Annotated in this window: 19 protein-coding genes and 1 other annotated feature; of the genes, 17 read left to right on the top strand and 2 right to left on the bottom strand. The window is 38.9% G+C overall.

All coding sequences use genetic code 11. From position 1 onward, the window contains the following. The first annotated feature begins 129 nt into the window (after window positions 1-129). From QK255_RS07265 to QK255_RS07235, 7 genes are all read left to right on the top strand, one after another. On the top strand, window positions 130-3,657 hold the full coding sequence (locus QK255_RS07265; RefSeq protein WP_002292945.1) for a PD-(D/E)XK nuclease family protein: 3,528 nt from the start codon (window positions 130-132) through the stop codon (window positions 3,655-3,657). Continuing rightward, entirely contained in the window at window positions 3,654-7,376 is a 3,723-nt protein-coding gene (gene addA / locus QK255_RS07260; RefSeq protein ID WP_002292947.1) for a helicase-exonuclease AddAB subunit AddA, read from the top strand. Before QK255_RS07265 ends, addA begins: the two co-directional genes overlap by 4 nt. 68 nt (window positions 7,377-7,444) lie before the next feature. After that, window positions 7,445-7,786 (top strand): winged helix-turn-helix transcriptional regulator, encoded by a 342-nt coding sequence (locus QK255_RS07255; RefSeq protein WP_002292948.1) that lies wholly within the window; start codon window positions 7,445-7,447, stop codon window positions 7,784-7,786. A gap of 44 nt (window positions 7,787-7,830) precedes the next feature. Then, window positions 7,831-8,044: a binding site (T-box leader), on the top strand. Window positions 8,045-8,097: 53 nt separating this feature from the next. Beyond that, the gene (pheS, locus tag QK255_RS07250) at window positions 8,098-9,141 is read left to right on the top strand and encodes a phenylalanine--tRNA ligase subunit alpha (protein WP_002292949.1); all 1,044 of its coding nucleotides are present in this window, start codon (window positions 8,098-8,100) and stop codon (window positions 9,139-9,141) included. A 4-nt stretch (window positions 9,142-9,145) separates the two neighbouring features. Continuing rightward, complete coding sequence (pheT, locus tag QK255_RS07245; RefSeq protein WP_235043132.1) at window positions 9,146-11,566, top strand: phenylalanine--tRNA ligase subunit beta; 2,421 nt, start codon at window positions 9,146-9,148, stop codon at window positions 11,564-11,566. A 508-nt stretch (window positions 11,567-12,074) separates the two neighbouring features. Then, a complete protein-coding gene (locus QK255_RS07240) occupies window positions 12,075-12,203 on the top strand; it encodes a hypothetical protein (RefSeq protein WP_002316223.1) in 129 nt (42 codons plus the stop codon). Window positions 12,204-12,520: 317 nt separating this feature from the next. Beyond that, complete coding sequence (locus QK255_RS07235) at window positions 12,521-12,649, top strand: hypothetical protein (protein ID WP_002292953.1); 129 nt, start codon at window positions 12,521-12,523, stop codon at window positions 12,647-12,649. Between the two features lie 164 nt (window positions 12,650-12,813). Here QK255_RS07235 and trpS read toward each other — a convergent pair whose 3' ends face one another. After that, window positions 12,814-13,824, bottom strand: coding sequence for a tryptophan--tRNA ligase (gene trpS / locus QK255_RS07230; protein ID WP_002288045.1), 1,011 nt, complete (start codon window positions 13,822-13,824; stop codon window positions 12,814-12,816). Window positions 13,825-14,077: 253 nt separating this feature from the next. On the opposite strand from trpS, the gene QK255_RS07225 reads away from it, so the two are divergent. The 9 genes from QK255_RS07225 to QK255_RS07185 all read left to right on the top strand — a co-directional run bounded on the left by QK255_RS07225 (window position 14,078) and on the right by QK255_RS07185 (window position 21,989). Further along, window positions 14,078-14,815 (top strand): amino acid ABC transporter ATP-binding protein, encoded by a 738-nt coding sequence (locus tag QK255_RS07225; protein ID WP_002288042.1) that lies wholly within the window; start codon window positions 14,078-14,080, stop codon window positions 14,813-14,815. A 13-nt stretch (window positions 14,816-14,828) separates the two neighbouring features. Further along, entirely contained in the window at window positions 14,829-15,644 is an 816-nt protein-coding gene (locus QK255_RS07220) for a transporter substrate-binding domain-containing protein (RefSeq protein ID WP_002292956.1), read from the top strand. 13 nt (window positions 15,645-15,657) lie between these two features. Further along, window positions 15,658-16,305, top strand: coding sequence for an amino acid ABC transporter permease (locus QK255_RS07215; RefSeq protein ID WP_002288038.1), 648 nt, complete (start codon window positions 15,658-15,660; stop codon window positions 16,303-16,305). A 15-nt stretch (window positions 16,306-16,320) separates the two neighbouring features. Beyond that, entirely contained in the window at window positions 16,321-16,977 is a 657-nt protein-coding gene (locus QK255_RS07210; RefSeq protein WP_002292958.1) for an amino acid ABC transporter permease, read from the top strand. A 160-nt stretch (window positions 16,978-17,137) separates the two neighbouring features. Then, window positions 17,138-17,959 (top strand): glutamate racemase, encoded by an 822-nt coding sequence (racE, locus tag QK255_RS07205; protein WP_016629245.1) that lies wholly within the window; start codon window positions 17,138-17,140, stop codon window positions 17,957-17,959. Window positions 17,960-17,961: 2 nt separating this feature from the next. Further along, window positions 17,962-19,317 carry a ribonuclease PH gene (gene rph, locus QK255_RS07200; protein ID WP_283341517.1) on the top strand — a complete coding sequence of 452 codons (1,356 nt, stop codon included), beginning with the start codon at window positions 17,962-17,964 and terminating at the stop codon, window positions 19,315-19,317. Further along, window positions 19,318-19,836: a metallophosphoesterase gene (locus QK255_RS07195; protein WP_002292970.1), complete on the top strand. Its 519-nt coding sequence runs from the start codon at window positions 19,318-19,320 to the stop codon at window positions 19,834-19,836. A 106-nt stretch (window positions 19,837-19,942) separates the two neighbouring features. Next, window positions 19,943-20,443, top strand: a complete 501-nt coding sequence (gene cbpB, locus QK255_RS07190; RefSeq protein WP_002292972.1) for a cyclic-di-AMP-binding protein CbpB — start codon at window positions 19,943-19,945, stop codon at window positions 20,441-20,443. Between the two features lie 328 nt (window positions 20,444-20,771). After that, window positions 20,772-21,989: an IS110 family RNA-guided transposase gene (locus tag QK255_RS07185; protein ID WP_002329089.1), complete on the top strand. Its 1,218-nt coding sequence runs from the start codon at window positions 20,772-20,774 to the stop codon at window positions 21,987-21,989. A 345-nt stretch (window positions 21,990-22,334) separates the two neighbouring features. Here the strand turns inward: QK255_RS07185 and QK255_RS07180 are convergent, their stop codons facing one another. Next, a complete protein-coding gene (locus QK255_RS07180) occupies window positions 22,335-23,255 on the bottom strand; it encodes a mechanosensitive ion channel family protein (RefSeq protein ID WP_002329150.1) in 921 nt (306 codons plus the stop codon). A 125-nt stretch (window positions 23,256-23,380) separates the two neighbouring features. On the opposite strand from QK255_RS07180, the gene QK255_RS07175 reads away from it, so the two are divergent. Continuing rightward, window positions 23,381-24,433 carry a branched-chain amino acid aminotransferase gene (locus QK255_RS07175; protein ID WP_002316226.1) on the top strand — a complete coding sequence of 351 codons (1,053 nt, stop codon included), beginning with the start codon at window positions 23,381-23,383 and terminating at the stop codon, window positions 24,431-24,433. Window positions 24,434-24,436 lie beyond the last annotated feature (3 nt).

The raw sequence follows: 24,436 nt of genomic DNA, 5'->3' as shown, positions 1-24,436 counted from the left end.
TGCGTATACTCAAAAAAGATAGAAATATCAGAACCATAAAAGTATATAATTTGAAGAATATAGAACAAATGTTCAGTATTTTTTGATATAATAAAGAAGCACCGTATCATGTGTTGAAGGAGGAAAAGCATGTCTTTACAATTTATTCTTGGAAATGGGAAAAAAGATCACCGTCAAGTCTTGATCGACGAAGCGTCAGCTTGGCTCGACCAGGATGCAAGCAACCAAGTATTTTTCCTTGTCCCCAATTACAGCAAATTCGAACAGGAACAAGAAATTTTAGCGGAGATGCGAAGAAGAAGCGGGAAAAAAGCTTTCAGCACAACAAATGTTCAAGTATTCAGTTTTTACCGTCTGGCTTGGTATTTGCTGCAACAGACAACCCTTCTTACAGGAAATGAGTTATCAGAATCCGGATCTGCGATGATCTTGCGACAGATTTTAGAAAAACATGAGGAAGAATTAACGATCTTTCGCGGAGAAATCAATAAAAGAGGATTTATTCGCCAATTGCAAGAACTCTATAGTGAATTGCGCATAGGGAATATTCAACCGGAAGACTTGATGCTTTTATTTGGTGATTCACCGAATGCAGAAGACCAGCAACTTAAAATGAAAGACTTGAAGCTGATTTTTTCAGCTTATGACAGCGAATTGACCGAACGTGCCCTATCAAATGAAGATGCACTGGCTATACTAGCAAATTATATGCAGACACAAGATTTCACCAACGTCAAATTTATCGTCAGCGGTTTTTCCCGAATCAATGGGCAAGAGTATCAATTACTGCAGGCGATGATGGAAAAGGGGCAATTAGTTGTCGATTTATTGTTGGATCGTCCTTATACAGCGGATCTTCCAGAAGTACTTACGCTCTTTCATGAGACTGGAAAGCTTTATTTCCGTCTTTTTCAAAGTGCGAGAGAACGGAAAGTTCCTATATTAGTAGATCGTTTTGCGCCAGAGCAGAATCGTCCGACAGCGCTGCAGTTGCTGCAAACGATGTGGGAAGAGACTTCCAGCCAAAAGAAAGCAACCGTCCACAAATTAGGGGAACAAGAGGCTCTCCATTTGTGGGAAGCTGAAAATCCAACTGAGGAAGTCCGACAGTTAGCTGTTGAAATCAGACGGCTAGTCAGTGAAGAAAACTACCGTTATCGTGATATCCAAGTACTGACAAAAAATATGTCCTTATATGGAAATATTCTTCGACCAATCTTTCAAGAAATGGCGATTCCATTTTATATCGATGAAGAACAAATGATGGAAAATCATCCGCTGATTGAATGGATCAACAGTCTGTTCGCTCTTGACCGCTATTCTTATCGATTAAGTGATATTATGCGTTTTTTTAAGACGGAATTGTTCCTATCGATGGAAACAGAAACCGAACTGGATGAATGGAAACAAGAACGAGATGAATTCAGGAAAAAATTGGACATCACAGAAAATGTTGCACTTGCTTATAATTATCAAGGCACTTACTGGACGCGTGAAAAAGACTGGCAGTTTGTAGCGTATGATTTTGAAGCAGAACAGATTGAAGACGTACAATATCTGGAAGAACAGTCAAATACGATTAGACGATTATTTCAGAAAGCTGTACCTGCATTTTTTAAAAAAATAAAGAAAAGCAAAACAGGACAAGCGGCCGCAAATGTTTTTTATCAATTTTTGATTCAAAGTGGTGTACAGCAACAATTATTGTTTTGGCGTAATCAGGAAGTAGACAGAGGAAACTTAGAAGCGGCAAGAAACCATGAGCAGACATGGGGAGCGCTGATTGATCTGCTGGATGAATATGTAGTCATTTATGGTGAATCAGCTTTTGACTGGTCACTGTTCCAAGAAATCATTACGAGTGGTCTAGAAAATCTAAGTTATGGTAAAATCCCTACCGCAATCGACCAAGTGCGAATCAACCGTTTGGAATTAGTTCGACCGAATCAAGCTGCCGTCACTTTTGCATTAGGTTTGAATGATCAAGTGTTTCCAGACCGTAAAGAAACAAAAGGATTGTTGTCCAGTGAAGAACGAGAAGTATTAAATCAAGCTTTGCCAGATGGACAGTTTTTATTCGACCCATCAAAAGAAAGTATCTCTTTTGAGCCTTTCCAAGCCTACCTTGTTTTTATTTCCGGAACGGATCGATTATATCTTAGCTATGCACAAAGCTATGACACAGATGGTTCACTGAAGATGTCTCCTTATTTGCGCAGAATCACAGAATATTTATCAGTTCCCGTCGAGAGAAAAGAGCATTTGACGATCGAAAGCGATCCTGATTGTTATGTAGGAACTTACAGAAGCGGAATCAATACAGTCAATAGGATTTATCGATTAGCTTTAGATGAAAAGAAACCTGTACCAAAACACTGGCAAAAGCTCAAAGAATTAGTACTGAATTCCTCATGGCGCAATTTTGCTTTACAAATCTTTGAAAGTCAGGAACATTTGAATGTGCCTGTTTCGATGCCAGAAAAAATGGCGGAAGAGCTTTATGGAAAAGAAATTTATACTTCGATTTCACGTATGGAGAATTTTTATAATTGTGAATACAAATACTTCATGCAATTTGGTTTGAAATTGAAAGAACGAACTGTTTATGGTCTGACTCCAGCAGCAACAGGTGATTTTTATCATGAATCATTGGATCGTTTCTTCAAGCTACTGTTTTCAAACCAATTATCCTTAGTGAATATGACCGATGCGCAGCGTAAAGACTTTACTGAAAAAGTGCTGCAAGAAGTGTTCGGAGAACTTCGGTTTGAGATATTGGATAGTTCTGCAAGAATGAACTATATCCGCTATCAATTAGGACAGACGATTCAAAAAGTGGCATGGGCTTTGCACAAACAGAGCAAAAATACGGGCATGCATCCTCTTCAGACGGAGATTTTATTTGGTCAGATTGCTGGAGCAAAAGGTATCACGGGTCTGGAATTACCGTTGAGTAATGGTGGTAAACTCCACGTTCGAGGAAAAATCGATCGGATTGATGTAGCTTCTGAACAAGAAGACACTTGGTTAAGCGTCGTTGATTACAAATCTAGTGGACGTTCATTCGATGTCACAGAAGCTTATTATGGCATGGCTATGCAATTATTGACGTATCTAGACGTAGCATTGATGGATGCGGTACGTTTGACTGGAAAGGCGGCTGTTAAACCAGCAGGTTCATATTATTTACATGTTCATAATCCTGTATTGACAGAGACAGATGATGTAGAGAAGAATACATTGAAAAAATTTAGTTATGATGGCGTTTTTGTCGATGATCCCGCTCTTTTAGAAGTACTAGATCATTCACTGGAAGCAAAAGAACAATCACTGATCTATCCAGTGAAAAAAAATGCGAAAGATGAATACCAAAAAGGTAGTTTCAGCAAAGATAAATTTTTCACGGAAGAAGAACTGCAACTGTTCATGGCGCATAATCGGGAAAATATGCGGTTAGCTGGAGATGCAATCACTTCCGGAGAAATCAAACTGAACCCAGCTTATAAAGATAAACAGCGAATTGCCTGTGAATTTTGTCCATTCAGAAGCATCTGTACGTTTGATGTGATGCTGAAAGAAAATAATTACCACCGTCTGGAGAAAATAGATAAGGAAGAAGCACTGCGCAGAATATTGAAAAGGAGTGAAGAAGAGTGAATCAAATTCCTTTAAAACCGCAAAACGAACGATTTACAGATGATCAGTGGCAGGCGATTTTCGATCAAGGAGATAATTTGTTAGTCTCTGCGTCTGCCGGATCAGGTAAAACTACAGTGCTTGTTCGAAGAGTGATTGAAAAATTAAAAATGGGTTTTGATATCGATGAATTACTGATTGTGACATTTACTGAAGCAGCTGCAAGAGAAATGAAAGAAAGAATTCAAGAGGCATTACAAGAAGCGGTCAACAGCGAAAGCGACCCTGTACGAAGACAGCATTTTACTAAGCAGTTAGTTTTATTGCCCACAGCGAATATCTCAACCTTACATGCTTTTTGTCTAACAGTTATTCGACGTTATTATTACTTAATTGATATTGATCCGGTCTTTCGCATGTTAACAGATGAAACAGAAACGATCTTGATGAAGGAGGATGTGTGGGACGAGCTGAGAGAAGCACTTTATGCAGAAAATGATGAACGATTTTTTCAATTAACAATGAACTTTTCTAATGATCGTTCAGATGACGGCTTGACGAATCTGGTGTTTTCTCTTTATGAGTTTGCCCGTGCCAACCCTGACCCCCAAAAATGGCTAGAACAGTTAAGCGATAATTATCGTTTGACTGAGGGGCTAGCGAAATCTCGATTATATCAAGAACAAATCCGTCCTTTAGTTTTGGCAGATATATACCAATGTGTACAATTATATGAACAGATGACTCAGTTAGCACAAGGTGAAGGATTAGAAAAAATGCATGAGCAAGTGGCTGGAGAACAACTGCAGATCAAAAATATCTATGAAGCTTTCTCGCAAGATCGGTTAGAAGAAGCTTATGCTAGTTTGGAACAACTGACTTTTTCAACTTTTAAGAGCAGTCGTAAAGCAGAATTGAAAGAAATCTCTAATGAAGTCAAGGGCATGAGGGATAAAGCAAAAAAATTGATTCAGCAGATAAGTAAAAGTTACTTTCCTGTTTCACCAAGCCAAATAGAAGAATTAACGGAAAAAGCACTACCGTTAGTCGAAGAAATGACAAAAGTCACGCAAAGCTTTATGGACGGTTTCAGTATGCGTAAACGGGAAAAAGGTGTGTTGGATTTCAATGATCTGGAACATCTAGCGTTGCAGATTCTCACAGAAAAAACGAAAGATGCATGGCTGCCAAGTGAAGCTTCAAAACATTATCGAAAAAAATTCAAAGAAGTAATGGTAGATGAATATCAAGACGTGAACCAATTACAAGAAGCCATTTTATACTGGCTAAGAGAACCTGACGATACAAAAGGAAATATGTTTATGGTTGGGGATGTCAAACAATCCATTTATTCTTTCCGTTTAGCAGATCCTAGTTTATTTATCGGGAAATACGAGAATTTTTCAAAGAAAGAAGGCGGACGTCGGATCGTTTTGGCTGAGAACTTCCGCTCTAGAAAAGAAGTCCTTTCTTTTACGAATCTTATTTTTGAACAACTAATGGATCCAGCAGTGGGTCAAATCAATTATGACGAAGCAGCCAAACTGATACAGGGATTTTCAGACTTTCCGGAGAATGAACAGTTTGAGCCAGAAATCATGATCTATGAAAAAGAACAGGAAGAATCAGAGATCGAGATTCCGACGGACGATATACTGGAAGACAAAACAGAAGGCGAACTTTTTATGACAGGACTAAAAATTCGTCAATTAATTGATTCCTCCTTTATGATTTATGATAAAAAATCAAAGAAAAGTCGTCCGATAGAGTACAAAGACATTGTTCTCTTGACACCTACAAAGAAGAACAACTTAACAATCTTAGAGATTTTCAAAACATTGGATATTCCTTTGGAGATGAATGATGCTCAAAATTATTTTCAAGCGACAGAAATTCGCACGATGATCTCGCTGCTGCAATTAATTGACAATCCCTATCAAGATATTCCGCTTGCGGCTGTATTGCGTTCGCCAGTCGTGGGTTTGATAGAACCAGAATTAGCCAGCATCCGATTAGCCGACCGTGCACATACTTACTATGATGCTGTGTTTGCTTATCAAGCATCAAACGAAGATGAATTAGCGGCTAAGTTGGAACATTTTGGCAAACAACTAGATCATTGGCGAGAACTTGCTCGCCGTTCTTCGATCACTGACTTGCTATGGGATATCTATTATGAGACGGGATATCTAGAGTATGTGGTCGGTTTGCCAGCAGGAGCACAGAGACAAGCCAATCTTTATGCATTGGTCGATCGTGCCAAAGCATACGAGCAAAGTTCTTTCAGAGGATTATATCAGTTCGTGCGTTTCATTGAAAAAATGCAAGAAAAAGATAAAGACTTAGCAGAACCAGTCATTTCAATAGAAGATAATGCTGTTCGCGTAATGACAATCCATGCAAGTAAAGGCTTGGAATTTCCAGTTGTATTTTTGTTAGATATGACGAAAGAATTCAACTTACAAGACTTGCGCAATCGGTATGCTTTTGAAGAAAAACTTGGAGCAGGTATTCGCTATATGGATCCTGAAACACGGGTGTTATATGATACGTTACCGTTTCAAGCCATCAAATTGGCAAAGCAAAACAAATTGTTGTCGGAAGAAATGCGTAAATTGTATGTAGGATTGACTCGGGCAGAACAAAAGCTTTTCATTGTCGGTTCCTATAAAAATAAAGAGCAAATGATCCAAACGTGGTCTGAAGCAGCTGATCATGAGGAGTTGGTTTTTGATCCTGCGCTACGTTTGAAGGGCAGAAGCAGCTTGATGAATTGGATTGGTTACGGATTGATCCGTCATCCTGAAATGCAGAAATACTTAGAGGAAGAAGTTTCGACTTCTCTCCTTCAAGATTCAAATGCACAGTTTTCTATTTCATGGATGAATCAGCAGACAATCATTGAACAAAGACAGTTGCTTGCTGAAAAAGAACTGGTTAACTTAGATGAGCAGATGAAAGAAAAGGAAACTGTATTAGCAGATTCGTTACAAAAACGTCTAGCCTATGAATATCCTTATCAGGCTTCTTCGCAAACCACAAGTTATCAATCTGTATCTGAGATCAAACGATTATTCGAAGATCCAGATGATACACAAGAATCACGTTTGACTCTGGAAAGCAGTCAGACAAAGGCAGCATCTCGTCAATTCCGTTATACGCAAGAACAACTAGCAGAACCAAAATTTTTACAAAAAGATCGGCAAGTGTCGGCAGCTGCTGTTGGAACAGCTACCCATGCTTTACTGCAATTGCTGCCATTAGAAATGCCAACTACAGAGAGCATCAATCAAAAGTTGCAGGAATTAGTAAAGAAACGGTTAATAGACGAAAAGGTCGCAAAAAAAGTAGATGTTTCTTCTATTATATGGTTCTTTCAAACAGAACTTGGGCAACAATTGATTGCCAACAAAGAAAACGTAAAACGGGAACAACCTTTTTCCATGCTGCTTTCTGCTGATGAAGTATTTCAAGACTATCCAAATCAGGAAGATGAGCTATTGATCCACGGAATCGTCGATGGATACTTAGAAGAAAAAGATCATCTCCATATCTATGATTTTAAAACAGATTTCATTTTACATCCGGATGATCCAGCAGAAATAGACGCGATCGTCCAAAAATATCAAGGACAGCTAAGACTTTACCAACAAGCAATGACAGAAGCACTGAATAAACCTGTAGAAAATGTTTTCCTAATTTTACTTCGGGTGAAACGAATCATAAACATTAATAAATAATTATAATTGAGCAAACTTGACTTATGTTTTGTAAGGATTATGCTATACTCTGGGAAGAGGTGAGTATGATGGAGCTAACACAGACAGAATTCGTTTTGTGTCCTAAATTTGAAAAAACGTTCTCTATTTTAGGAAAAAAATGGAACGGATTGATTATCGATGTACTACTCGAAAATGGTCCGCAACGCTTTGTCGAGCTTGCGGCAAAAATCCCGATGGTTAGTGATCGGGTATTGGTCGAACGCTTGAAGGAATTAGAAAAAGAAGGAATAGTCACTCGAAACATTGCCTGTAGTGAAAAAAGCCGTTCAGAATATCTCTTGACTGAAAAAGGAGCAGACTTGCAAAAAGCAATGCGTCAAATACAAGTTTGGAGCGAAAAATGGGTCACAGAGGAAGAATGCGGTTGATTTTGTAAAAAAAATCTTGTAAACTATAGTCCATACGAATAAGTAAAAGAACGATGACGAAAAAGAGTAGTTTGGCTAAACCAGTTCAGGGAGATCTGTCACAGACTGAAAACAGATCCTGTGTTTGAAAAATGAAGTTCACTTTCCGAGTTCGTCTGATCATTATCAGACCGGCAACTGTCGTTAACGAAGTAAGAGTGCGGTGTAAGTTTATTTATCCGCAAATTAGGATGGTAACGCGAAGACCTCGTTCCTTAACAGGAATGAGGTCTTTTTGTTTTGTATTTGGAATTTAAAGGAGGAACAAGCACATGTCTTTACAAGCACAATTAGAGAGCTTGAAAGAAGAAACAATCGTCAAAATCACGGCGGCACAAGATTTAAAAGAATTAAATCAAATACGTGTTGAAACGTTAGGAAAAAAAGGACCGATCACAGAAGTATTGCGTGGGATGAAAGACCTAAGTCCAGAAGAACGTCCAAAAGTCGGAAGTTTCGCAAATGAGATCCGAGACCTTTTGACAGAAGAAATAGAGCGAAAAAAACAAGTATTAGAAGAAGAAGCGTTAAATGCAGCTTTGGCAAAAGAAACAGTAGACGTGACATTGCCTGGTAGAAAAGTAAAGCATGGTACACGTCATATCGTGACGCAAATCATGGAAGAAATTGAAGATATTTTTGTAGGTATGGGGTATCAGATCGTAGAAGGTTACGAAGTAGAGTCTGACCATTACAATTTCGAACGGATGAACCTGCCAAAAGACCATCCGGCAAGGGACATGCAAGATACTTTCTATATTTCAGACGAGATATTGATTCGGACACATACTTCACCAGTCCAAGCGCGGACAATGGAAAAGCATGATTTCTCTAAGGGTGCTCTACGAATGATTTCGCCAGGAAAAGTTTTCCGCAGAGATACAGATGATGCGACCCACAGCCATCAGTTCCATCAAATTGAAGGGCTAGTTGTTGATAAAAACATCACGATGGGCGACCTTAAAGGAACATTAGAAGTCGTAATGAAAAAAATGTTTGGGGAAGATCGTGAAATCCGTTTGCGTCCAAGTTATTTCCCATTTACGGAGCCATCAGTAGAAGTAGATGTCAGCTGTTTCAAATGTGGTGGTGCCGGTTGTAACGTATGTAAATACACTGGATGGATCGAGATTTTAGGAGCTGGCATGGTGCACCCGAATGTGTTGAAGATGTCAGGAATCGATCCAGAAGAATATTCAGGCTTTGCTTTCGGCCTTGGACCAGACCGCGTAGCTATGTTGCGGTATGGAGTGAATGATATCCGTAATTTCTATCAAAATGACTTACGTTTCTTAAGTCAGTTCAAGGGGGAGTAAGAAGATGTTAGTTTCATATAAATGGCTTAATCGTTATGTGGATTTATCGAATGTAACACCAAAAGAATTAGCGGATAAAATGTCTGTAACAGGAATCGAAGTCGAGGGAATCACGGTTCCAGAAGAAGGCTTGAAAAAAATCGTTGTCGGTGAAGTCAAGGAATGTGTACCACATCCAGATTCTGATCACCTTTCTATTTGTCAAGTCGATATTGGTGAAGACGAACTGTCTCAAATCGTTTGCGGAGCGCCTAATGTGAAGGTCGGAATCAAAGTAATCGTTGCGCTTCCTAACTCACGGATTGCTGGAAATGTGAAGATCAAAAAAGGGAAAATGCGTGGTCAAGTATCAAATGGCATGATTTGCTCGTTACAAGAAATTGGCTATTCAGACAGTGTTATACCGAAAGAATACGCTGAAGGTATCTATTATATGCCACAAGAAGCTGTAAATGGCGATCCAGTTTTTTCTTATTTAGATATGGATGATTCGATCATTGAATTGTCTATCACACCAAATCGTGCAGATGCATTGTCAATGCGTGGCGTAGCTTATGAAGTTGGGGCAATCTATCGTCAGACGCCTACATTTGATGACGAGAAATTAGTAGAATCATCACAACTTGCTAGCGATAGAATCAAAGTGACAGTTGAAGATAAAGAAGTCGTTCCTGCCTATCAAATCCGCATCATTGAAGGAGTAAACATCCAACCAAGTCCTCAATGGCTGCAAAATCTTTTGATGAATGAAGGCATCCGCCCAATCAACAATGTAGTAGATGTGACGAACTATATTGTGCTTTTATTCGGACAACCACTACATGCATTTGACTACGACAAATTGAAATCAAATGAGATCCTTGTCCGTCATGCAAAAGAAAATGAGACATTAGTCACGTTAGATGGAGAATCTCGGGAATTGACAACTGACAATCTTGTCATCACTAATGGCAAAGAACCAGTTGCTTTGGCTGGTGTCATGGGTGGATTAGATTCAGAGATTACGAATGAAACAACAACAGTGGCACTGGAATCTGCTTTGTTTGATCCAATTTCGATCCGTCGTACAGCAAAACAATTTAATTTGCGTAGCGAATCTTCTGCACGCTTTGAAAAAGGGATCAACCATGCAACTGTTGGAGAAGCCAGTGAGGTTGCTGCAGCAATGATCGTTTCTCTTGCAGGTGGGGAAGTTCTACAAGGTGCGGTCAAAGGTTCAGAGATCAAAGCAGAAGACGTATCAGTGAAGATTTCACTTGAACGCATCAATCAATATTTAGGAACATCTCTTGTCGTTAAAGAAGTAAATGAGATTTTTGAAGCACTTGGATTTAGCTATGAAGAAAAGGATCATGTTTATTCCGTAGTCGTACCACCAAGACGATGGGATATCCAAATCGAAGCAGACATTATCGAAGAAGTTGCTCGTATTTATGGATACGATCAGTTGCCATCTACTCTTCCAAGTGGAGAAACGGTTGCTGGAAGCTTGTCAAAAGAACAAGAAACTACTCGTAAAATTCGTACAATCTTTGAAGGAAGCGGATTGAGCGAAGCCATCAGTTATGCATTGACAACAGAAGAAAAATCAAGACAGTTTGTTATAAAAGAAAGTAATATTACACGTTTGGACTGGCCAATGAGCGAAGAACGTTCTGTATTACGAATGAATTTGATCAGCGGACTATTAGATGATATCAGTTATAACACTGCTCGAAAAAATACAGAGATTGCTTTATATGAAATTGGTCGGGTATTCTTCCAAGAAAATGATCCGCGCACACATCTGCCACAAGAAATAAAACATGCAGCCATCGCTATTTCTGGTATTTGGGAAGAAAAAGATTGGCAGACGAAAGCACAAAACGTAGACTTTTTCACCATCAAAGGTCTTTTAGAAAACTTATTTGAACAACTAGGTATCCATGAAGATATCCATTATCAAACGGTGACAGAAATAAAAGAAATGCATCCTGGAAGAACAGCTGCGATTTACCTTGGCGAACAATTCATCGGTTTTGTCGGTCAAGTGCATCCGACAATTGCCAAAAGTTATGATATTCCAGAAACATATGTTGCTGAGTTTGATTTATCTGCTGTAGTGGAAGCTGCCCAAAAAGAAATCGTTTTTGAAGCAGTGACAAAATTCCCAGCAGTCAGCCGAGATATCGCTTTGCTTGTAAAAGAAACTGTGACAAATCAGGAATTAACAGAAGTGATCCATTCTGCTGCCGGAAGATTTTTAACAGATATCCAATTATTTGATGTCTATCAAGGAGAAAACATCGAAAAAGGACATAAATCCATGGCTTATAGCCTGACATTCGTCAATCCTGAAGCAACATTGACAGATGAAGAAATCAATAAAGCAATGGATAAGGTAACAAAAGCTTTGACAGAAACACTTGGAGCAAGTATTCGTTAAAAGTTAGAAGCAAAATAGTTATCAGTCGTCCATGCTTTTAAAAAATTTTTTTAAAACACTTATATATATAGAATAGATACTTGAGCAGATCCATCTTCGGTTCTGCTCTTTTTTATTTTTCAGGTAGATTCCATAAATTTCTAAAATCAGAAAAATAGGTAGGTATCGAGCCGTCGTATTCACAGTGAAAGACTATCAATAACACTGCTATGTAAGTATGATAAAAAAGAGAAGATGAAATTGAAAAGGGAGAGTTTTATTACACAAGTAATTAGATTTTAAATGAACAGGAAAATCATTATTTTTATCGCTAATTTTCAAAGAACAGTTTTGGCTATATACTAATAAGAGGTTTATTGGATAAGAATTCATGACATTTAATCTGCTGAATATGGAAAAATGGCCGAGGTGGTAATCCCAACCATTTTTTCTTAGTGTATCATTAATTGAATTTCAGACGTTTTGCACGTGGCTACTTCAGAGATTAAAGGAGGTGGTAGTGGTGTTCATGTTAGTTGTTCTTGGTCTTTTATTAATAATCGTTGGTATTCAACTTAGAAGAGGCAAATGGTATGGAATAGTTGCTGGGAATACTTTTAAAGATAAACCGATTGAAGTTCAAAAAAAGGTGCATTAGGAGCTTCATCTATTGCTTTTTTTGTAGGAGGCTTTTTACTAATCGTTTATATTTTAGTGTTTTTTTGATATTCAAACTAGATTTTTAATCATTCCAGTAATTGTAATAGCGATAGTATATTCTTTGTTTACCTTATATAAATATCTTAAACACTTCATTAAATATGGAGAATAAAGGAACTATTTAGTAAGAAAAGGAATATTAGAAAATCTATAAAAAAACTACCACTAAAAATGAGGGGGACACAGCTTTTGGCCCTTCTTTGACGATAGCTGAACAAAATATCCGCACTTGAAAAAGGGAATGTCACTGAAGCTGTGGTCGCCACTCAGCCAATCAATGAATACGAAGATGCATTGAAAAAACTGACCAACTATGAAAAGCAGTATACGACACTTCTTGAAGAAACCAATCAAGTGATCGACAAACAAGTCGTCACGGACTAAGAACTGGCCAATTATTTCAACTAAAGTGAAAGTCTCTGATTCTGCTTTTGAACATCAAAAAACCGAACGATAGAGAGCGTACGCATGCAAGTAAGCAGCTACTCAACTATTGTTCGGTTTTTTGTGTTTGGTAATGATGTCACTAAGATGGATTCACCGATGTATTAATGGAAGTAATTGATTCCCATTGCTGATTTTACTTCAGAAAGTGTTTGTGCAGCTACTTTAGCAGCTTCTTCACTACCTTTACGCAAGATTTCCATAACAGCTGAAGGATCTTTTTCCAATTCTTCTCGGCGTGCGCGGATCGGTGCAAATTCAGCTTCCAATACATCAATGAGGTATCGTTTGATCTTTACATCACCAAGTCCGCCGCGGCGGTAATGAGCTTTCATTTCTTCAATTGCTTCTTTATCTGTTCCGAATACATCCAAGTAGGTGAAGACCATATTCCCTTCTACTTGTCCAGGATCTTGTACATGGATGTGGTTTGGATCAGTATACATACTCATAACTTTTTTCTGTAAGACATCGGCAGGATCGGAGATATAAATACCGTTTCCTAACGATTTACTCATTTTGCCATTTCCATCGATTCCAGGTAACCTACCCATTCCTTTTGGTGGGAATACGCCTTTCGGTTCCACCAAGACTTCACCATATGTATGATTGAAGCTTTGTACGATTTCCTGTGTCTGCTCTAACATTGGTTTTTGATCCTCGCCAACAGGTACGAGATTCGCTTTGAATGCAGTGATATCAGCTGCTTGAGAAACAGGATAGATAAAGAATCCTGTAGGCACGCTTTCACCGAATTTCTTTTGTTCGATTTCTGTTTTGACAGTCGGATTGCGCCGAACGCGTCCTACGCTGACTAAGTTCAAATAATACATGGTTAACTCAGCTAATTCCGGAATTTGTGATTGGATAAATAAAGTAGATTTTGCAGGATCTAATCCCACGGCTAAATAGTCTAAAGCAACTTGCAAGACATTTGATGAAACCTTCTCAGGATTTTTAGCATTATCGGTCAGTGCTTGCATGTCAGCAATCATGACAAACAGTTGGTTGTCTTCGTCTGCTTGCATAGCCACTCGGGTTTTTAGAGAACCGACGTAATGCCCTAAATGCAGCTTCCCAGTTGGTCGATCTCCCGTTAAAATAATATTTTTCAAAAAAGACACCTCTTTACGATTTGTAAGTCTGAGCACTTAATATCTTACCGTTTTTCCTGACAAGAAACAACAGTTCCTAAGGAAAAAACAAGGAAAGAGGATAAAATAACTAATAGATTAGAAATGAAAGAAATATTTATGGGAGAATAAACGTTCTAAGAAACTTTACAAATTACTAAACTATCAGATATAATGTATTTTATTATACATCTTTAAAAGAAATCTTACTAAATAATAATGGGAGTGTAATTCTATGGCAATGATTAAATTTGATCACGTGGATAAATATTATGGCAAGTTCCACGCATTAAAAAATATCAATCTCGAATTCGAGAAAGGAGAAGTTGTCGTTGTCATTGGTCCTTCTGGTTCAGGAAAGAGCACGATGCTTCGCTGTATCAATGGATTAGAGACGATTTCTTCAGGTAAGCTACTAATTAATGATACTGACTTGCATGATAAAAAGACAAAGTTGACAGAAGTCCGAAAGAATATCGGCATGGTTTTCCAGCATTTCAATTTGTATCCTAATAAAACCGTTCTGGAAAATATTACATTAGCACCAATCAAAGTGTTAAAGCAAGACCAGGCAACTGCAGTCAAAAACGCGGAGAAATTTCTGAAAACTGTCAATATGTTAGATAAGAAAGATTCTTATCCTTCCATGTTATCCGGTGGACAACAGCAACGGGTGGCAATCGCCAGAGGTTTAGCGATGAATCCTGAGATGCTGCTGTTTGATGAACCTACTTCTGCTTTGGATCCGGAAATGATTGGTGATGTATTGGACGTCATGAAAAAATTGGCGCATGACGGCATGTCAATGATTGTCGTGACGCATGAAATGGGCTTTGCCAAAGAAGTTGCGGATCGTGTCATCTTCATGGCTGACGGAGAAGTATTGGAAGATAGCAGAAATGTGAGAGACTTTTTCGAAAATCCAAATGAAGTCCGAGCACAGCAATTTATCAGTAAAGTTATCAATCATTGATAGGAGGAAAAAGATGCGCAGGTTTAAAAAAATACGCCTGATTTTCCTTTTAGGCATTGCTTTTCTTGCACTAGCCGGATGTAAAGGAAATGGGTTGGCAAATGAAGATATTTTAGAGCGAAGCAAATCTACCAATGAAATCAGCTGGGGTGTCAAATATGATACTCGATTATTTGGAATGATGGATATTGAGAGCAGAACCGTACAAGGATTTGATGTAGATATTGCAAAAGCAATCACTGAAAAGATCCTTGGTGAGAATGGAAAAGCGGAATTTGTTGAAGTCACTTCTAAAACGCGGATCCCGTTATTGAAAAACGGAAACATCGATGCGATTATTGCGACGATGACGATCACAGATGAACGAAAAAAACAAGTCGATTTTTCAGATGTCTATTTCGATGCTGGCCAAGCTTTGTTGGTAAAGAAGGGAAGCCAAATCAAAAGTGTAGATGATTTGAATGCTTCTACAACAGTTCTAGCAGTCAAAGGTTCTACGTCGGCTGCGAATATCCGACAGCATGCACCAGATGCAAACATTCTGGAATTGGAAAATTATGCAGAAGCATTTACTGCGTTACAATCTGGCCAGGGAGACGCGATGACTACGGATAATGCGATCTTGTTAGGGATTGCAGATGAAAATCCAGAGTACGAGTTAGTCGGCGGAACGTTTACTAATGAACCTTATGGAATTGCGATCAACAAAGGACAAGAAAACTTCTTGAAAGCTGTTAACCAAGCGCTAGAGGAAATGCATGCAGATGGCACATACGATAAAATCTATCAAAAATGGTTTCCAAACGAAACTGAAGGAAAAGTAGAGTAAGGGGGGAGAGGCAATGAGCGAATTGATACAGACTTATGGACCAATCTTTGTCGACGGGTTCAAGATCACATTGTTTTCGAGTGTCTTAGCACTTGTGTTTAGTTTGATTATCGGAACGTTGATGGCAATCTTCCAATTATCAAAGAATAAAGTAGTAAGTGCCTTAGCAAAGGCATATGTAGAATTTTTTAGAAACATTCCATTATTGATCATCGTGATGTTTTTTTATGTTGTCGTACCTATTTATTGGTTTAATCTAGACGGATTCCAAGCAGGGACGATTGGCTTGACTATCTATACATCCGCTTTTATTGCTGAAACAGTACGTTCAGGGATTCAAACTGTACCAAAAGGCCAAACAGAAGCAGGATTGTCTTCTGGATTTACCTATTCAGAAATTATGCGTTATATTGTTTTGCCCCAAGCATTCAAAATCGTTATTCCGCCATTAGGCAACCAATTTATTAATCTTGTGAAAAACTCGTCTATTTTAGCAATCGTAGCTGGTTTGGATTTGATGTATCAAGGAGATTTGATTGCCAGTGAAACATTCAATACCTTCGATACGTATATCATCGTTGGGTTATTTTACTTAGTTATCACGCTGCCGTTATCTTACTTAATGGTTTATCTTGAGAAAAAATGGGCGGTTCGTTCATAGAAGGAGGGGAAATACATGGATTTTAGCGGCGCTTTTTCATGGATGAATGTCCGTTTTTTATTGGAAGGATTAAAGGTTACTGTTGAAGTTTCATTGTTTTCGATCATTTTCAGTTTCTTGATTGGTGGTCTGACAGGTGTGATTCGTTTTGCGAATATCCCTTTCTTGTCCAAAATCCTTGGTATTGTGATCGATATCATACGAAATCTTCCATTATTATTGATCATTTTCTTCACTTATTTTGCTTTGCCTCAGATTGGCATCCAGATGAACATCTTCTGGTCTGCTGTTGCAGCATTGACGATCTTTGAATCAGCTATGCTGTCGGAAATTTTCCGAGCTGGACTTAATGCTGTTCCGAAAGGGCAGATGGAGGCAGGATTGTCAACGGGACTGACTTATGTAGAAACGATGCGGACGATCGTTTTGCCGCAAGCATTCAAATCGATGATCCCGGCAATTGTGAGCCAATTGATTTCACTGATCAAAGATACATCATTAGCAGTAATCATTTCTTTACCTGAACTTTCTCATCAGGCACGTATTATTTATGGACAGAATACCAATTATGTGCTTCCAATGTTCATCATCATGACACTTATGTACTTCGTGGTGTGTTACGCGCTTTCTCTGCTTTCCGGTTACTTGGAAAAGAGACGGTACAGTTATTAATAGATGATTCTTTTAGCGGTTGTGGCAAACTAAGTCACAACCGCTTTTCCTCTTTCCATTCGAAAAAAAGAGATTTTGATTGTTTTAAGCAAGTGAGAGCACTTGAAAATTCACGCTAAAAAGTACACAATAGGGAAGATAGAATTTATTGAAAAAAAGGATGATACGATTGACAGATAATCGCCCTATCGGATTTATTGATTCAGGTGTTGGCGGCTTAACTGTAGTAAAAGAAGCCCTGAAACAATTACCGAATGAAAATATTTTATTTGTAGGAGACACAGCACGCTGCCCGTATGGTCCTAGACCTGCGGAACAGGTAATCCAGTATACTTGGGAAATGACGGATTATCTGGTGGAGCAAGGAATCAAGATGCTGGTGATTGCCTGCAATACCGCAACTGCGGTTGCTTTAGAAGAAATCAAAGCTGCTCTTTCTATTCCAGTCATCGGTGTGATCCTTCCCGGTACAAGAGCAGCAGTAAAAAAAACACAAAATAAACAAGTTGGCATTATCGGTACGATTGGTACGGTAAAAAGTCAAGCTTATGAAAAAGCACTGAAAGAGAAAGTGCCAGAATTGACTGTGACAAGTCTTGCTTGTCCCAAATTTGTTTCAGTTGTCGAAAGTAATGAATACCATTCATCTGTGGCAAAAAAAATCGTGGCAGAAACATTAGCTCCGTTAACGACTAAAAAAATCGATACATTGATTTTGGGATGCACCCATTATCCATTATTACGCCCTATCATTCAAAATGTAGTGGGTGAAAATGTTCAACTGATCGATTCTGGAGCAGAAACAGTAGGTGAAGTATCTATGCTACTCGATTATTTCCATTTGAGCAATTCACCGCAAAATGGACGGACATTATGTCAGTTTTATACAACAGGATCTGCTAAACTTTTCCAAGAAATAGCCGAAGACTGGCTTGGAATCGGACACCTAAATGTAGACCATATTGAATTGGGAGGAAAATAAGGATGCGTCATGACGGGAGAAAAGCCCAAGAGCTTCGTAAACTGGAGCTTCAAACAAATGTTTTCAAATATCCAGAGGGATCGGTTGTGATCCGTTTTGGTGATACAACAGTTATTTGTTCTGCAACAGTAGAGGATTCTGTACCTCCCTTTTTGAGAGAAACAGGAACAGGGTGGGTAACAGCTGAATACAGTATGCTACCTCGAGCAACGAGTACGAGAAATCGTAGAGAAAGCAACAAAGGAAAACTTTCTGGTAGAACAATGGAAATCCAGCGTCTTATTGGTCGCTCCTTGCGTGCAGTAATAGACTTGGAAAAGCTGGGAGAGCGTAGTATCATCATAGACTGCGATGTGATCCAAGCGGATGGCGGAACTAGAACAGCTAGCATCACTGGGGCATTCGTCGCGTTGAGACTAGCAATTGAAAAGCTTTTAAGAGAAAAGGAATTGTCAGAAGATCCAATCAAAGAGCATCTTGCTGCAGTTAGCGTAGGGATCTTGCCGGATGGGACTTGCGTGACAGATTTGGACTATCAAGAAGATTCCGCAGCGCTTGTAGATATGAATCTCGTGATGACAGAATCAGGAAAATTCGTGGAGATTCAAGGAACTGGAGAAGAAGCAACGTTTGATGGAGAACAGTTGAATGAAATGCTCTTTTTTGGAAAAAACGCGATTGAAGATTTGATCAAAGAGCAAAAACATGCTTTGCTAACAGAATTTGCTCAAGATAATGAGCGGATAGAAGAAACAAAAACAATTATCATTGCGACAAGAAATCCAGGAAAAGCAGAAGAGTTTCGAAATATGTTCAAAGAAGCGGGATATCATGTAAAAACATTACTTGACTATCCTGAATTGCCAGATGTGGAAGAAACTGGCAGCACATTTGAAGAAAATGCCCGATTAAAAGCAGAAACGATTGCACAAGTGCTTGATCAACCAGTCTTAGCAGATGATTCAGGTTTGAAAGTGGATGCGTTAGGCAGTATGCCAGGAATCTATTCTGCACGTTTTGCAGGGGAACAAAAAAGTGATGCGGGGAATAACGCCAAATTATTATATGAATTGACAGATGTGCCGGATGAAAAAAGAACAGCACAATTCCATTGTACATTAGTATTCGCGGCACCCAAAAAAGACAGCCTCGTAGTAGAAGCGGAATGGCCCGGTCGAGTAGCCCGTATACCATCTGGCGAAAATGGCTTTGGGTATGATCCTTTATTTATCCCAGAAGGTAAGAAACAAACAGCAGCAGAATTATCGAGCGAAGAAAAAAACAAGATCAGTCATCGGGCTCAAGCAATGAAAAAATTGAGTGCCGAGTGGAAACAATGGCTGGAAGGAGAGAGATAGATGCGGTATTTAGTAGTAAGTGATAATCATGGAGATAGAGATATCCTCGTTGACTTAGTAGATCGTTATCGTTCTGAAGTGGACATCTTTTTCCATTGTGGTGATTCGGAATTAGAAGCTTCTGACCCATTATGGGATACATTCCAAGTGGTTCAAGGTAATTGTGATTATGGACCAGGATTCGAACAGAAAAAAGTGATCCAAACTGGTCAGGATACAGTATTCATGACTCATGGCCATTTATCGAATGTTCGATTTGGTTTGACACAGTTAGCAATCGAAGCTCGAGCTGCAAATGCCGATATGGTGTTTTTTGGTCATACCCATCAAATAGGCTGTGAGATGGATCAGAAAATCCTGTTTTTGAATCCTGGAAGCATTTCTCAACCTAGAGGCCCGATCCAAATCCCATCATATGCTCTTATTGAAAGTTTAGAGGACCAAATTTCTGTTCAATACTATAACCGTGCCCATCAGGCAGTTGAAGAGTTGGCCTTTTCTTTTTCGAGAGAGCGCTGAATAAAAAAACTCTAATTTTTAATAAAAATAAGCTTTATTTTGTGAATTTTGCATCCGGTTTCGGTAAAATAGTAGTGTTGAATGAAATAGAAATGGAGGCCATCAGATGATTGGACCTATAGTAAGAGAAATGCTGCTGGAAAATCAGGAAACGTTTTTGATTCCTGCAGAAAATGTGGCAAATGTTATGTATCATCATCCATTATCCCATGGTTTACTTGTCTTATCGAAGGTCGGTTATTCCAAGATTCCTGTATTAGGAAAAGATGATCACTTTGTAGGACTAGTAAGTTTATCAGATGTGGTCAATAAAATGATTGACTTGCAAACAATCAGCATGGATCCGTTAGAAGGACTAACAGTTGCTGATGTAACAGAAACGGATGTTCCGACGATTGATGAAAATTGGGAACTAGAAGAAGTACTCCATTTGTTAGTTGATTCGCCTTTTTTACCGGTTGTCACAGAAGAACGGGCTTTCAAAGGAATCATCACAAGGAAAGAGCTGCTTAAAGCCGTAAACTTCATGGTGCATGAATTAGAACGTCGCAATATATTGTCTCCGAAAATCGAAGAATTAAAAGAACAAATCGATATTGTGAGCTAAAGAACGAGAAACTGAAAGATAATCAAAAAATAAGTAGAAACAAAAGCGTACCAGTTTTGACTTTATCTTGAAAAACATACTAAGATTAGAGGGGAACATCATTGACGAATGATGTTCTCCTCTATTTTCTATTTTTAGATTATAGTGAAGAGTGAAAGAAAGTTCGAACAAAGCCTTGAGGACTACGAGTCCCTATCAAAAACCGAACTTCTTTACTGTCATTTTAGAATCAGGTTTACGTATGTTGGGGCCATGAGCCCGTGTATAGGAAATTGGAATCGAAATGAAGCAGTAAAGTTCTTTCAAAACTTAAAAAGGAGGAATACAAATGCCTTACATTCTTGCATTAGATGTTTCAATGGGACACAGCTACAGTGTCCTATACAAAGACGACACCTGCTTATTTGAAGACGAGATCGAACACACTCAAAGAGGATTTCATGCATTACTCGAAGAGATCCAGCACTTGCCTGAACGTCCATTGATTGTTTTTGAAGCAACGGGGATTTATTCCAGACCAGTCGAAAAGTTCTTTCAAGATCATCACTTTTCTTACTGTTTGTTAAACCCGTTAGAAGCGAAAAAACAGATGGAAGAAAGCACCTTACGCAGTTGGAAAACAGATAAATCGGATGCCCACCGGCTCGCACAGACTCATCTTAAAAATCAACGTCAGCCAAAAGAAGTACAAAGCAATTTTTACTTAGAGATGCGCGATTTAGCCCGTTTTTATCAAGAGATTGAGAAGAAAATCACTCGTCTGCGCATGGATTTACACAACTGCCTTCAGTTGACTTTTCCAGAGCTTGAACAGTTCTTTTCAAACAGGCTGACCCCTTACGCATTGACATTGATCCGTCTTTTTCCCCATCCAGATTTTGTATTGGCATCTACTCGGACAAAAATAAAAAATAAACTAATCAACGAAACACGGAAAAAAATCTCCGCGAATCGTGCCGAGCAAAAGGCAGATCAAATCATCCACTATGCACAGTGTGCCTACCCAGCTGTTGAAAAAGACAGTATCCACTGTCAAAAAACGATTTATTACGCCGAACTTCTCCAAGATTTACTCGAACAAAAAGAAGCACTGGCGACACAAATGATCAAAAAAGCCGAAGGCTCTCCTTGCTTTTTGTTGTACCAAACGTTCCCTGGGATCGGCGCACTCACAGCCGCTTTATTGCTCGGTGAATTAGGAGATATCACACGATTTAAAACCCATAAACAATTGAATGCCTTTGTCGGAATTGACATCCGACGGTATCAATCAGGTAAGTATACTGGCCAAGACCGCATCAATAAGCGTGGTAATCCCAAAGCACGGAAAATTATTTTCTTCACCATTCGAAATATGATTCGCCAGCAACGCGCAGCTCCTAATCATATTGTCGATTATTACTACAAATTAAAAAAGCAACCTATCCCTAAGAAAGATAAGGTTGCCACAGTTGCTTGTATGAACAAGCTTCTGAAATGTATGCACGCTATGGTTAGGGCACATACAGAGTACGACTATGCGTACGCGGTCTCAGTGGACCATTAACTAAACCACTTACAGTATACCACTTCTTTGCCCAGATCGAAAATTTTTTACGAACGAGGCTTTATTTGGTGTGCCTTGATTTTGTCGCTTTCGTTTATGAGCTATTTTTCTTACACCTTTTACTTGACTAATCGTAGGAAAGAGGCTGGGACAGAAGCGTTTAACTCCAAGAAATAAGAAGGAATTCACGAAAATTGCTTTTCGAATTTTTGTGAATTTCAGCTTATTTCCGAAGGAGTTGCTTCTGCTTCCGCTGTTTATACGTGTTTAGAGCGTGGGACAAAAGTGTTCTTTACTTTTGTCCCACGCTCTTTTTAGTGAGATTCGTTGCATCGTTTGACCAAATTATTTTCCGACAGCAATCGGACTGTTCGGGATCGTGAAACCAGAAGCTGTCAATTCTTTGACATAGGAGCTCAAGAACTCTTCTTTTAAGGCATATTGTTTTCCGTTCAATGCGTAGCAGACCGTTCGAATAGCAAAATTACTATTACCAAGATCCACTAAACCAAAGATGGAAGGTTCAGTTTGAAGCTCTTCTTGGTATTTTTCAGCTAATGTCTGATTTACTCGATCAATGATCTCATAGATTTTGTCATATCCTTCTTCAGGAACGATCCGGATATCTAAAAGTACTTGCATATTTGCACGAGAGAGATTGCTGATCGTGGTGATGTTTCGATTCGGGATGAAATGGACAGTACCATCCGTTGCTTTCAGCTGAAGGGTACGGATACCAACAGATACGACGGTTCCTTCAATCGTTAAGTTTGCTAACTTGATGTAGTCTCCAACATCCATCTGTTGTTCCATGATAATAAAAAATCCGGTAATAACATCACTCATGAACCCTTGTGCACCAAGGCCGATCGCCACACCTGCAATTCCGGCACCAGCCAAAAGTGAACCGATCGGTACACCGATAGCAGATAAAATTGCATAGATAAAGAAGAAACCAAGGGTATAATGAAAAATAGTATTTAAAAGACTATGTAAAGTCTTTAAGCGGCTCTCGTTTAGAATGGCTTTTTTAGAATACTGATTAAAAGACTTATCAATCAGATATTTTCCCACACGGTGAAGAATCCAAAAAAGGACGATCAAAAAAATCAGATATAAACTTTTTTGGATAAAGGCAGCCAAAATGGCGTCCCAATCAATCCCGTCCCAAAACCGCTGAAACGCATTTACTTTGCTGACAGCTTGATCTGTCAATGTCTCGCCAGAAGAGTCTGTCGTACCGGCAGTTGCTAATAATGAAAACATAAAATCCTCTTTTCTAAAATTTGATTCTTTCTGTATTGTACCAAGAAGTTTTCAAAAAAGGAAATAGCAAAAATAACTATAATGAAGGAAAAAAGCTGAAAATAAAATGACAAATAATATGGATAATGATAAAATGTGGAGAAAATAACGAAGGTGGTAAGTATATGCAAATCGATTGGAACAATTTAGGATTTTCTTATATCAAAACTCCTTGGCGTTTCATTGCCAAATGGAAAGACGGACAATGGGAAGAAGGGGAATTGACAGAAGATAATTACCTGACGATTCATGAAGGATCTCCAGCGCTTCATTATGGTCAGCAATGTTTTGAAGGTCTAAAAGCTTATCGTCGAAAAGACGGGAAGGTCAATCTCTTTCGACCTGAACAAAATAGTCGGCGGATGAATCAAAGTGCTAGACGCTTGCTGATGCCGATGGTCCCTGAAAAAATGTTCGTTGATGCTGTTAAGCAAGTGGTAAAAGCAAATGAAGCTTTCGTGCCTCCCTATGGAACAGGCGCTACATTATACTTGCGTCCTTTACTGATTGGGGTCGGTGAAAACATCGGTGTCCATCCTGCTCCAGAATACTTATTTGTCGTCTTCTGTACGCCAGTAGGAGCGTATTTCAAAGGTGGGCTAAAACCAACGAACTTTATTGTATCTGATTATGATCGTGCTGCTCCTAAGGGAACAGGCGCAGCAAAAGTCGGCGGAAATTACGCAGCAAGTTTACTTCCAGGAACAGAAGCAAAAGAACTGGATTACTCAGATTGTGTTTATCTTGATCCAGCCACACACACGAAAATCGAAGAAGTAGGGGCAGCAAATTTCTTTGGGATTACGAAAGATGGAAAATTCATCACTCCACAATCGCCATCTATCTTACCAAGTATCACGAAATACTCTTTGCTGCAATTAGCTGAAGAACGACTAGGACTTCAAGCAATAGAAGGAGATATTTTCATTGATGATCTAGATCAATTTGCAGAAGCTGGTGCATGTGGTACAGCGGCTGTTATTTCTCCGATTGGTGGGATCTACCACAATAATAATCTGCATGTATTTTATAGCGAAACGGAAGTAGGACCAGTAACAAAGCGGTTGTATGATGAATTGACAGGTATTCAATTCGGGGACATAGAAGCACCAGAAGGCTGGATTGAAGTCGTGGAGTAATTT

Origin of the sequence: Enterococcus sp. ZQ21 (assembly GCF_030053755.1) — a bacterium.
GTDB lineage: Bacteria > Bacillota > Bacilli > Lactobacillales > Enterococcaceae > Enterococcus_B > Enterococcus_B lactis.
Note: the sequence above shows the minus strand (reverse complement) of the source record. Positions and strands in the feature narration are given on the sequence as shown.